The sequence below is a fragment of the Bacteroidales bacterium genome (assembly GCA_018334875.1).
Taxonomy (GTDB): domain Bacteria; phylum Bacteroidota; class Bacteroidia; order Bacteroidales; family UBA12077; genus JAGXLC01.
On the sequence record JAGXLC010000003.1, the window covers coordinates 30768 to 42940 of the forward strand.

Here is a 12173-nt window from a genome sequence, read left to right on the forward strand (position 1 = left end):
AAAGATGAGGCCAAGCCCATGATGCCCGATAAGGTTACCCAATCTCTATAAGTCCGTTACGAATGGCATAAACAGCCAGACATACTGAATTTTTGCAATTCAACTTTTTAAGAAGTCTGTTCCTGTGGCCTTCTATGGTTCTTGAGCTTAACTTTAAGTGTTTACCGATTTCTGAGTTCGAGTATCCATGACATATATAATCCAGGACCTCCTTTTCACGCGGCGTCATATTCAGGTGGTTATTTTCCTCATAGGTAGAGGTTAACCGGGATTCACTGTGTTTGGTTACCGAACCAACGAGACTTTTCTTACCCTGGATGTTTACAATGTTACCTGCTAAATTGAGATCAATAAGTTCCTGATTGCGCCTTATGGCTCTGAATGTTATTTCTACCTGATTTTGCAATGCCTTGAATGCCCGGTTAATCTTTGCAGTGACCCGATGTATATCATCTTTGTATATAATATTGATCAGATTCATGCCCAACAATTCCTTTTTGGAATAACCGAAGATCTCACAGAACTTTTGGTTGACATAGGTTAATTTTTCATCCTGATAAATGTATATAGCTACATAAGCATTGTCAATAAGGATATTGAATTTCTCATCCACTTTTTTAAGGATCTTTTCCTGCCTTTCCAGTCTTACTTCTATGGTTCTTTTCAGTTCTTTAAAATCAAAGGGTTTGACAAGACAATCGTCCATGCCCAGGCTCATTGCTGATCTTAATTCTTCATAGGATTTTTTATTGGTTAGAAATACAAAGGGGATAATGGCGGTAGAATTGATCTGCTGGACCATGTCAAATACTTCATGACCCGAAAGCCCTTTAGGGTGAATATCACAAAGAATGAGGTCGGGCGTATGCTGGAGCGCTCTCTGAACTCCCGTAGCTCCGTTTTGAACAGGAATGACCTTATATGCTGATTGTTTCAGGTACTCCGTTACTTCGTTTAAAAAATTTTCATCCGGATCAATAATAAGAATACTGTTCATCGGCTTTACTTTGCACACGTTATAAAATTACTAAAATAATAAAGTGCAGCAAAACTTTGTTAAAAAAACAAAATTTTTATTAGAAGTGGAGGCATAAAAAAATGCCTCCCCGGAGCTGTGGAGGAGGCAAATAATCGATGAAATGGTACTTGTTTATTCTATAGTAAACAGAAGTTGACCTTTGCGAATGATGTCATTTTCCTTGATCCGTACTTCCCTTATAGCACCTTCTATAGGAGAATAAGCCCTGTTTTTCATCTTCATTGCTTCATAAATGTAAAGCCTGTCTCCTTTTTTCACAAAATCTCCTGTGGAGACATCTACTTTGACCACTGTGCCTGGGAATTCCGAGAATATTTTTCCCCGGTTTGCAGGTTCATATTTTCTTCTTCTTTTGTATTTTTCAGTAAGATAGGTCCTGTATTTTGTACCATCCACTACCAGAGTACTGAATCGCGGTCTGTTTTTGTCGCCGGATTTTCCGGCGGAAGATTGATCGTTGTTTTGTCCGTTATTTTGTGCCATAGGCATCAAATTTTAAAATGGAGGAATACCGTGTTTTTTTTCAGGGCGCTTATCAACTTTATTCTGGGAGACTTCCAGCGAGTGAACCAGTATTTTTCGTGTTTCCTGGGGTTCAATCACTGAATCGACATATCCTTTTGCTGCTGCCACGTAGGGATTGGCAAATTTCTCCTTATATTCTTTCACTTTTTGTTTTCTCATCTTTTCCGGGTCCTCTGCATTCTGGATCTCTTTTTTGAAGATTATATTGGCAGCTCCTTCGGGTCCCATTACTGCAATTTCCGCACTGGGCCATGCGAAAACAAAATCAGCGTTCAAATGGCGTGAATTCATGGCTATGTATCCACCCCCATAAGCTTTTCGCAAAATAAAGGTGATTTTTGGAACGGTGGCTTCACTATAGGCATAAAGTACTTTGGCTCCGTGCCTGATTACCCCTGCGTGTTCCTGGTCAACTCCCGGAAGATAACCGGGCAGATCAACAAAGGTGACCAATGGTATGTTAAAGGCATTACAATACCTTATAAATCTTGCCACTTTGTCTGACGAATCCACATCAAGCACACCGGCAAGGATCAGGGGCTGATTTCCGACAAAACCCACTGTTTCTCCATTAACCCTGCCAAAACCGATGACTGCATTCTGGGCCCATCTTTTCTGAATTTCAAAAAATTCTGATCCGTCGCTTACAGCTTTAATGATATCCTTAATGTCATAAGGCTCTTTGGGATTGTCGGGCACAATTTCAGTGATCGGATATTCTTCGGTAAGGGGCTCCTTAGGTTCTGTTTTTTGTGCTTTCTGTGAATTGTTCCAGGGGATGTAGGAAACGAGTTGCTTGATTTGATTGAAACATTCCATCTCGCTTTCTGCATAGAAATGGGCATTTCCGGTTTGTTCGCTGTGCACTTTGGCTCCGCCCAGTTCCTCCATTGAAATCTCCTCGCCCAGAACGGTCTTGATAACACCCGGACCGGTAATGAACATTTTGGATATTTTATCCACTACAAAAACAAAATCGGTAAGCGCCGGTGAGTAAACTGCTCCTCCCGCACAAGGCCCCAGTATCACTGAGATTTGGGGAATAACACCCGAGGCCAGGGTATTTCTGTAGAATATCTCTCCGTAGCCGGCGAGAGAATTGACACCCTCCTGAATCCTGGCTCCTCCTGAATCGTTGATACCAATAAGCGGAACCCGCATTTTCATGGCATGATCCATGATTTTACCGATTTTTCTGGCATGCATCAGTCCCAATGAACCCCCTGCCACAGTGAAATCCTGGGCAAAGACACATACAGGTGCTCCGTATATTGTTCCTGTGCCTATAATGACCCCATCGCCATGCAGCACCTTTTTGTCCATATCAAAGTCCCGCGCCTCATGTTCAACAAAGAGGTCATATTCATGAAATGAGTTTTCATCCAGCAGGGTAACGATTCTTTCACGGGCGGTCATCTTTCCCATGGCAACCTGCTTCTGAATAGCCTTGTCACCTCCGCCTTTTAATACCTCTTCCCGCTTTTTCTGTAATTCGAGTATTTTCTTTTTCAGCGACATAATTTGTTTATTTGGTTAATGGGAAACGAAACAAAAATAGTGTATTTATAGAAAATCCCACAATGAAAAAACACTTAAAATGAAGAGAAATAGTGTCTATCTGGGGGCAAACCGGTAAATAGACAAGGCGATCAATGCAAATATGATATTGGGTATCCACACGCCAATAAGGGGTTCGATACCGCCTCTTATGGCAAGCATATTGGCAAACCGCATGAACAGGAGGTAGGCAAAACTAAGAGTGAGTCCAATTCCTATTTGCATACCCATGCCTCCTTTTAATTTCTTCGAGGAGAGAAATACCCCTATGAAAGTTAATATGAGTGTGGAAAAGGGGAAAGAAAATCTCCTGTATTTTTCTATCAGGTATTCCTCTATGTTTTCTGCCCCCTGGATACGTTTTTTTTGGATGAATTCGTTCAGTTCGGGCATATTCATGGTTGTCACAATATCCGTATATTGCCCCAGATCGGAGGGTTTTATTGATAAGGTGGTGTCCATCTCGCTTCCCCGGATGATGCTATCTTTTTTGTCTTCTGTTATTTTTCGGATATAATAATTGCTTACCACCCATTTGTTTTTGGTGGTATCCCATTTGATGTTATCTGCCATCAATTTTGATTTGAGCGTGTTGTCATCAAATTCTTCCATGGAAAACTTATATCCTCGTTGAACATTGGGTCGGTAATTCCGCATATAAATGTAAACCCCCGTATCAACCTGCATATGCAGATTTCTTTCTACCTTGTATGGTGAATCTTTCATATAGGTATATTCGAAATCAAGACGCCTCTCATTGGCGTGGGGAATCACGTAACTCATGAGCGCAAAGGATATGGAAGCGATAAGAAATGCAGAAATGAAATAAGGCACAAGAATCCTCTTGAAACTGACTCCGCTGCTTAAAATGGCAATTATTTCCGAATCATAGGCCATTTTTGAAGTAAAAAAAATAACCGCGATAAAAGCGAAAAGGGAACTTAAAAGATTGGTAAAATAGGGGATGAAATTAAGGTAATATTTGAATACGGCTTTTGCAGGTGCTTCATTTTCAATATAGTTGTCAATCTTTTCGGACAGGTCAAAAATAATAGAAATACTGATTATTAGGGCAATGGCAAAAAAGTAGGTCCCCAGAAATTTCTTTATAATATATGCATCTAATATTTTCATTATAGGCGTTTTCATAATCTGACACCAATTTTTTCCGTCATTTCTTTTTTCCAGGTATTGAATGATCCGTTCAGAATTTGCTCTCTTGCTCTATTAACTAACCATTTGTAGAAGCTTAAATTGTGCAGGGTAGCAATTTGCGCTGCTGTTATTTCTTTGGCAATGGTTAAGTGCCTGAGGTAGGCTTTTGAAAAGAAATGATCTACATAAGATTCCCCACCTTCTTCAATGGGGGAAAAATCATTTTTCCATTTCAGGTTTTTTATGTTGATGATCCCGTTTTTGGTGAATAGCATTCCGTTCCGTCCGTTTCGTGTAGGTATTACGCAGTCGAACATATCAATCCCGCGATGGATGGACTCCAGGATATTTTCCGGTGTTCCCACTCCCATCAGATAACGTGGGCGATCTGCCGGAAGAATCTCATTCACCACCTCTACCATTTCATACATCAAATTTACAGGTTCTCCGACAGAAAGACCCCCTATGGCATATCCCTCCATGTCGGTGTCGCTGATGAATCTGGCCGATTCCTTCCTGAGATCTTTGTAAACGCTTCCCTGAACTATCGGGAAGAAAGATTGTTCATAACCGTATATTGGTGTGGTTCCCTTAAATCTTGCAACGCCCCGGTCCAGCCAGTGATGGGTGAGCTCCATGGATTCCCTGGCCGGCTTATAATCGCATGGATAAGGGGTGCATTCATCAAATGCCATAATAAGATCGGCTCCTATAGCTCTTTGGATATCCACTACGTTTTCCGGAGTGAACAAATGCCTGGAGCCATCAATATGAGACTGAAAATGAGCACCCTCTTTCGTCAGTTTTCTGTTTTGTGACAGGGAAAATACCTGGTATCCCCCGCTGTCAGATAAAACGGGGAGGTCCCAGTTAATGAAGTTGTGTATTCCCCCTGCAGATTGAAGTATCTCCGTGCCTGGCCGGAGAAAAAGATGATAGGTGTTTGTCAGTAACATGGACGACTGAACTTCTTCCTTTAATTCCCTTGGATTAACCCCTTTTACTGTACCCAACGTTCCCACAGGCATGAAAACAGGTGTGTTGATTTTTCCATGATCGGTTGTGATTTCGCCAGCCCTCGCATCGGAATGATTTTCTTTTTGAATAAGATTAAACTTCATCAGCCAAAAATTATCGAACAAATATAATCATTCATGATTATTATTTATTGCATACTTATGGGATCGAATTTGTCCAATAAAAAAATTATCATAAAATTGCAGTCCGAACTTGAGAGCTGATGAACGTACAATTATTTGAATTACTTATACAAGAGCCGCTTTGGGCTATTCCCCTGGTTTATATCCTGGCCTTTATCATTCAGATGGTCTATTATCTTGGCGTATATGCCAGAATATGGTTTTATAGAGAGAAGCCGGAGCCCCGGGAATTTCCGCCGGTATCCGTCATTATTTGTGCCAGAAATGAAGAAGAGAATCTGGAAGCGCATCTGCCTGCTGTTTTAGAACAGGATTATCCTGACTTTGAAGTCATCGTAGTCAATGACGCATCTTCTGATGATTCTGACATGGTGATCACCCGGTTGCAGCAAACCTATAAACACCTTCTGACCACTGAAATAAAGAATGACCGGAAATTCACTCATGGCAAGAAGCTTGCAGCCACACTCGGAATTAAGAAAGCAAAGCACGACTGGGTGCTGTTTACCGATGCCGACTGTTATCCGGCCGATAAAAACTGGATCCGTTCAATGGCAAAGAATTTTGATTACAAAACATCTATTGTTCTTGGATATGGAGGATATAAAGCCCGAAAGGGAATGTTGAACACGCTGATAAGATATGATACCCTCACCATTGCTTTGCAGTATTTAACCTATGCACTGGCCGGATTTCCCTATATGGGTGTTGGAAGAAATCTTGCCTACCGTAAGACGCTGTTTTATGACAATAAGGGTTTTGCAGGGCATTATCATCTGAATTCAGGTGATGACGACCTCTTTGTGAATAAAACGGCCGGAAAACACAATACCCGTGTACAGATCAGCAGGGAATCATCGGTGGTTTCCGAGCCCCACAGAAGTTTTTATCAATGGTTTAAACAGAAAAGAAGGCACTTGTCAACCGCTTTTCACTACAGGAAGAAAACAAAATGGAGATTATTGACAGAAATCTATTCAAGGATAATCTTTTATGTTTTCTTTGTTTTATCTTTGATTTTTTATCCTGAATACTTTGTGTATTTCATTGGAATATTTGCATTTAGGATGATTATACAATTATTTGTATATAAAAATTTTATAAAACGTTTGGGGGAAAAATATTTTTTATTACTTTCGATATTTTATGATATTTTGATACCGGTAATTAATTTTATCGCTATAACGTCAAATAAGATTTATTCAAATAATAATAAATGGAGGTAAATCCCAACTTATCAAATAAGGCCAAGTACGATTATAAATTGGTACAGCTTGCTGTTGACGGAGATGAACAAGCGTATGCCGAACTGATGGATCGGTACCGGGACGCAATATATTATATGCTTCTTAAAATGGTCAACAACAAGAGCGACGCGGAAGATCTTACCATTGAAGCATTCGGAAAGGCTTTTAAGAGCATTCAGCAATATACCCCCAAGTATGCTTTCAGTACCTGGTTGTTCAAGATAGCCACCAACAACTGTATTGATTTTATCAGGAAACAGAAGGCCAATTTAATTTCTATCGATCACTCCGAGGAAGAGGATGAAATGGGTTCACCACACCTTCAGTCTACGGGGCCCGATCCGGAAGAAGATATGATCAAAAATCAGAAGATTGACTTGATGCGGAGTGTGGTGAATAAACTGAAACCGCGGTATCGTGACTTGATTGAATTGCGGTATTTTAAGGAATATTCTTACGAGGAAATTTCCCAGGAATTGGATCTTCCCCTGGGAACTGTTAAAGCTCAGCTTTACAGAGCCAGGGAGCTCCTTTACAACATTCTGAAAAACAAGGACCATCATCTGAAGTAATGGAGCTTCTCCTGAAATACTTTCCTGAACTTACCGAACAGCAAAAAAAAATTTTTGAAGGGTTGTATGAATCCTATCGTTATTGGAACAGACGGATTAATGTGATATCCAGGAAAGATTTTCAAAATTTCTACTTACATCATGTACTTCCTTCTTTAGCCGTAGCGAAGCTCATTCGCTTTGCGCCGGATTCATCCGTTCTGGATGCGGGAACAGGAGGCGGATTTCCGGGACTCCCCCTGGCTATACTTTTTCCTGATGTTCATTTCGTTCTGCTTGATTCAGTAAGAAAAAAACTCAAAGTCATCGAATCCATCTGCCGGGATTTTAATCTGCACAATATCACTACCCACCATGCCCGGGTTGAGCAATATGATGAAACTTTTGATTTTGTGGTGAGCCGTGCTGTAACAAGGTTCCCCCGTTTTATAGACTGGGTGAAGGACAATGTGCACAGCCATCATAGAAATGAACTGAAAAATGGTATCCTTTATATCAAAGGTGGAGATGTTGCTTCGGAAATCCAGGATTTTCAGGACCGTATAAGAATCTTCTCCCTTAACCGGTTGTACAAAGAGGAATTCTTTCAAACCAAAAAGATCCTTTATTTGCCGTTTGAATTGCAGTAGAGACGCCATGCATGGCGTCTCTACATGATATTTTTTGCATCCATGGCCTTTTGCAGGCCAGGATTTGTAATATCGACCAACAACCAGTAAAAATTTTCTCCTGGTTTTTGTAACTATAAAAAAAACATTACTTTTGCATTCCTGTAAATTATTAGCAGAACACTAAAAATCAGTTGTGATGAAAATGACATTTCAGCCATCGAACAAGAAAAGAAGAAACAAGCACGGTTTTAGAAAACGAATGAAAACCAGGGACGGAAGAAAAGTGCTGTCTCGCAGAAGGGCAAAAGGCAGAAAAAGATTGTCCGTTTCCGACGAGATACCGAAGAAATAATTAAAAGCTCCACACAATACCGGAAAAAAAGTAAAAGGCAGAGTCTGTCTTTTACTTTTTTTCTTTATGAACAAAATTTTATCTTTGCTATTTCGTTATTTTGACTAATTTTACAAACGTGACCAATGAATCTTCTGCAGTTTATTTTAACCAAAGATTTCCTTAAACACCTGATCATTGCCGTAGTAGTTGCTGTTGTTATTGCTTCCTCATCTTTCATGTTCCTCAATGTTTATACCCAACATGGAAATTCCTTTCCCCTGCCTGATTTTGAAAAAATGACCCTGCAGGAGGCTGAACAAATTGCAGAAAATTACGATCTCGAAGTAGAGGTTGTCGATTCGGTATATCAGGATGAATGGCCCAAAGGTACGGTTGTTAAACAAAATCCTCCACCGGAATTTAATGTGAAGAAGGGGAGAACGATTTTTCTTACGATGAATGCCACTACCCGGGAGATGGTCCAAATGCCCAATGTGGTGGGTGTTTCTCATCGTCATGCCAAAGCCATACTGAATAATTCCGGTTTAAAGGTTGGCAAGCTTGTTCATGTGCCCGACATAGCTGTTAACAATGTATTGAAACAGCAAGTGGAGGGCGAAGAAATTGAACCGGGAGAGCTTGTTCCAAAAGGAAGGGAAATAGACCTGGTGGTTGGCAAAGGAAGCGATCAAAGAGCCGGGGTTCCCAATTTGGTTGGCTATAACTGGGATGAGGCCGAAGACAGGATCATTCAAAACGCCATGAATGTGGGAGCCATCAGACCGGATACTACCATAAACAGCGAGGAAGATTCATCGGAAGCCTTTGTTTGGCAGCAATATCCCCCTTATGAGGAAGACAGACAGACAAAACTCGGGACCTATATTGATTTATGGATCACGGTGGATTCATCAAAGCTTCCGGGAATGGATACAACTCTAATTAAACCCGAGGTGAATGAAATCGATTCATTACGGTAGCATTGTTATGATGCTATGCTTTATGATCTTTTTATCTCCCTCTTCATTGCATTCACAGGAGATTTTGATAGGGGTGGGTTCCTCCCGGCAATTACAGAAATCGGAAGCACAAAAAGTTTCCGGCTATCCGGATACCCTTTCCCTTCCCTTTATTGATGATTTTGCCCGGGGTGTCGGCTATCCTTTTGATAATCTGTGGGAAGATAATTATGCATATGTGAATTATCAATATCCGGTAAATCCTCCTTCTATAGGGGTGGTTACAATGGATGCCCTGGACGGTGAGGGCATGCTGTATCCCAATGCAAACAGTGCGGGTTTTGAAGCGGATAAATTGACCTCCAAACCCCTCGATCTTGACTTGGAGCCTTCTGATTCGGTTTATTTAAGTTTTTACTACCAGCCCGGAGGCAGAGGCGATACTTCAGGTGGTGAGTTTCAGGATTCTCTTATTTTACAGTATTATTCACCGGATTCTGCCCGTTGGCAAAACATGTGGAGCACTTCATACAGCAGGGAAGATACCTTGTACCTGCGGAATTATGCTGCCGGCTCTTTTGAAAAGATATATACAGGACCGCTTGGCCACAGAAAATTTTATCAGGCAATGGTACCGGTTAAAAAGGAGAAGCATCTGAAGAAAGGTTTTCGCTTCAGATTCCGAAATTATGCCAGCCTGTCAGAACCCGATGAAGTTCCCAGTAGGGCCGGCAATATTGACCACTGGCACCTGGATTTTATACGGCTGGATAAACACCGTACCCATCGCGATACCATAATCAATGATATTGCTTTTGTTAAACCCCTCGAATCCCTGTTAATCAATTATGAATCTGTGCCCTGGAGACATTGGCCGGAAGCGAAAGACTATGAAATGAGTAACCGCATCACCATTACTTACAGGAATCTGGGAAATAAGGTATGGAAGATTTCCCGTGAATTTGAAATTATTGACAGAATGTGGGATAACGAAACAGAGACCTTTACCGGAGGATCAGGGGATGACATTCCCCCTTTTACCAAAGAAACCTATCCGCGGAATCCCGATTATATTTTTCCCTATAACGGCCGTGATTCAGCCCTCTTTGAGATTAAAAGCTATCTGGTTACCGATACCCTCAGCGAAAGGGCGCCTTATCGGTGGAATGATACCATTCGTTATTTTCAGAAATTTTACAATTATTATGCTTATGACGATGGTACGGCGGAGAATGGATACGGGATCCCGGGTGAGGGTTCTGAGAATGCCCGGGTGGCCATGAAATTCAGAACATATACACCTGATACATTACAGGCCATTCAGATATATTTCAATCAAACCCTCGATAATGCCAGCAGAAATAGTTTTAAACTTATGATATGGGAAAACGACAACGGGAAGCCCGGGGAGGTGATCTATGAACAGGAAGGGCTTAAGCCTGTATATGAAGACAGCGTGAATCAGTTTCATAATTATGTATTGAAAGAAAAACCCTTTCTGGAAGCAGGCCATTTTTTTATCGGCTATCAGAAGTTTAACACGGACATGCTGAACGTGGGCTTTGATGTGAACAATGTCAACAATGATAAAATGTTTTACAACATAGCCGGTACCTGGAATCCTTCCGGGTTAAGGGGCACCCTCATGATGAGACCCGTTTTTGGTGATCATATGGAATATATTGAAACTTCCGCGGATGAGGAACCCCAGCCTTCTTCACCCGAAAAAACATTCAATATGTACCCCAATCCCGCACGTAACCAGTTAAATATCGATCTGGAAGGGAATAATTACAGCGATTTCACCTACTCCGTATTTGATATTCAGGGACGTGCCGTTATAAAAGAGAAAAAATTAAAGCGAACCGTTCATTTAGAGGATCTTCCGCCCGGTATGTACCTTTTAAAGCTGAGAAACCGGCAAAACCATTCCGTTGAAGTTAAAAAGTTTTTGATAAGCCGTTAGAATAAATATGCAGGATGATAGTAATGAAAATACCAATGACCGGGAATTGTATGAACATTACCGTTTGGTTGTAGATAAAGGGCAAAGACCTTTAAGGATCGATAAATTTTTAGTCAATAAGCTGGATGTCTCCCGCAATAAAATTCAGAATGCCGCGGATGCGGGAAATATTCTGGTGAATGGCCAGCCTGTTAAATCCAACTACAAAGTTAAACCCGGTGATGTGGTTTCCATTGTTATGACCTATCCGCCACGGGAGATCGAATTGATTCAGGAAGATATTCCCCTGGACATTGTATATGAAGATGAAGATCTGATTGTGGTCAACAAGAAAGCCGGCATGGTGGTTCATCCGGCTTATGGACATTATAGCGGAACGTTGATCAATGCGCTTTTGTTTCACTTAAAGGATTTGCCCCGCTTCAGAGACGGAGAAGAAAGACCCGGGCTGGTGCACCGGATCGACAAGAATACCTCGGGTTTGCTGGTGGTGGCTAAGAATGACATGGCCCTGAATAAGCTTGCCCGCCAATTCTACGAAAAAACAACCCATAGGGAGTATATTGCTTTGGTATGGGGAAGTTTCAGGAAAAAGGAAGGAACCATCACCGGGCATATCGGAAGAAATCTTAAAAACAGGAAGGTGATGCAGGTATTTCCAGCGGAAGACAGAGGGAAAGATGCGGTTACCCATTATCAGGTTATAGAAGATCTATATTATGTATCACTTGTGAAATGCTGGCTGGAAACAGGCCGTACCCATCAGATCAGAATACATTTCAAATATATCGGCCATCCTTTGTTTAATGATGAGGAATATGACGGGGATAAAATACTCAAGGGAACACCGACTTCAAAATACAGGCAGTTCATCAATAACTGCTTTGAGATATTGCCCCGCCAGGCCCTTCATGCAAAAACGCTGGGTTTTAAACATCCTTCCACAGGGCAATACATGCATTTTGATTCTGATATCCCCGACGATATGCAACAGGTGATTGACAAATGGAGAAATTATACGGCCCACCGGGATACTGAAGGTTAAATG

Annotated in this window: 12 protein-coding genes; 7 read left to right on the top strand and 5 right to left on the bottom strand. The window is 41.3% G+C overall.

What is annotated here, in order from left to right:
• Window positions 1-34 precede the first annotated feature (34 nt).
• The 5 genes from KGY70_00605 to tgt form a co-directional block, all read right to left on the bottom strand.
• Window positions 35-997, bottom strand: coding sequence for a response regulator (locus KGY70_00605; GenBank protein ID MBS3773663.1), 963 nt, complete (start codon window positions 995-997; stop codon window positions 35-37).
• 153 nt (window positions 998-1150) lie between these two features.
• Window positions 1151-1522 carry an acetyl-CoA carboxylase biotin carboxyl carrier protein subunit gene (locus tag KGY70_00610; GenBank protein MBS3773664.1) on the bottom strand — a complete coding sequence of 124 codons (372 nt, stop codon included), beginning with the start codon at window positions 1520-1522 and terminating at the stop codon, window positions 1151-1153.
• 12 nt (window positions 1523-1534) lie between these two features.
• The gene (locus KGY70_00615; protein MBS3773665.1) at window positions 1535-3082 is read right to left on the bottom strand and encodes an acyl-CoA carboxylase subunit beta; all 1548 of its coding nucleotides are present in this window, start codon (window positions 3080-3082) and stop codon (window positions 1535-1537) included.
• 96 nt (window positions 3083-3178) lie between these two features.
• Window positions 3179-4255, bottom strand: a complete 1077-nt coding sequence (locus tag KGY70_00620) for an LptF/LptG family permease (GenBank protein MBS3773666.1) — start codon at window positions 4253-4255, stop codon at window positions 3179-3181.
• A gap of 11 nt (window positions 4256-4266) precedes the next feature.
• Window positions 4267-5397 carry a tRNA guanosine(34) transglycosylase Tgt gene (gene tgt / locus KGY70_00625; protein ID MBS3773667.1) on the bottom strand — a complete coding sequence of 377 codons (1131 nt, stop codon included), beginning with the start codon at window positions 5395-5397 and terminating at the stop codon, window positions 4267-4269.
• A 119-nt stretch (window positions 5398-5516) separates the two neighbouring features.
• On the opposite strand from tgt, the gene KGY70_00630 reads away from it, so the two are divergent.
• The 7 genes from KGY70_00630 (at window position 5517) to KGY70_00660 (ending at window position 12170) form a co-directional block, all read left to right on the top strand.
• Complete coding sequence (locus KGY70_00630; GenBank protein ID MBS3773668.1) at window positions 5517-6662, top strand: glycosyltransferase; 1146 nt, start codon at window positions 5517-5519, stop codon at window positions 6660-6662.
• Complete coding sequence (locus tag KGY70_00635) at window positions 6653-7255, top strand: sigma-70 family RNA polymerase sigma factor (protein MBS3773669.1); 603 nt, start codon at window positions 6653-6655, stop codon at window positions 7253-7255. Before KGY70_00630 ends, KGY70_00635 begins: the two co-directional genes overlap by 10 nt.
• On the top strand, window positions 7255-7884 hold the full coding sequence (rsmG, locus tag KGY70_00640) for a 16S rRNA (guanine(527)-N(7))-methyltransferase RsmG (protein ID MBS3773670.1): 630 nt from the start codon (window positions 7255-7257) through the stop codon (window positions 7882-7884). Before KGY70_00635 ends, rsmG begins: the two co-directional genes overlap by 1 nt.
• A 178-nt stretch (window positions 7885-8062) precedes the next feature.
• The gene (gene rpmH / locus KGY70_00645) at window positions 8063-8218 is read left to right on the top strand and encodes a 50S ribosomal protein L34 (protein ID MBS3773671.1); all 156 of its coding nucleotides are present in this window, start codon (window positions 8063-8065) and stop codon (window positions 8216-8218) included.
• 125 nt (window positions 8219-8343) lie between these two features.
• Window positions 8344-9180, top strand: a complete 837-nt coding sequence (locus KGY70_00650) for a PASTA domain-containing protein (GenBank protein MBS3773672.1) — start codon at window positions 8344-8346, stop codon at window positions 9178-9180.
• Window positions 9158-11125 (top strand): T9SS type A sorting domain-containing protein, encoded by a 1968-nt coding sequence (locus KGY70_00655; GenBank protein ID MBS3773673.1) that lies wholly within the window; start codon window positions 9158-9160, stop codon window positions 11123-11125. The genes KGY70_00650 and KGY70_00655 overlap by 23 nt, the downstream gene beginning before the upstream one ends.
• Before the next feature lie 7 nt (window positions 11126-11132).
• On the top strand, window positions 11133-12170 hold the full coding sequence (locus KGY70_00660) for an RluA family pseudouridine synthase (protein ID MBS3773674.1): 1038 nt from the start codon (window positions 11133-11135) through the stop codon (window positions 12168-12170).
• Window positions 12171-12173 lie beyond the last annotated feature (3 nt).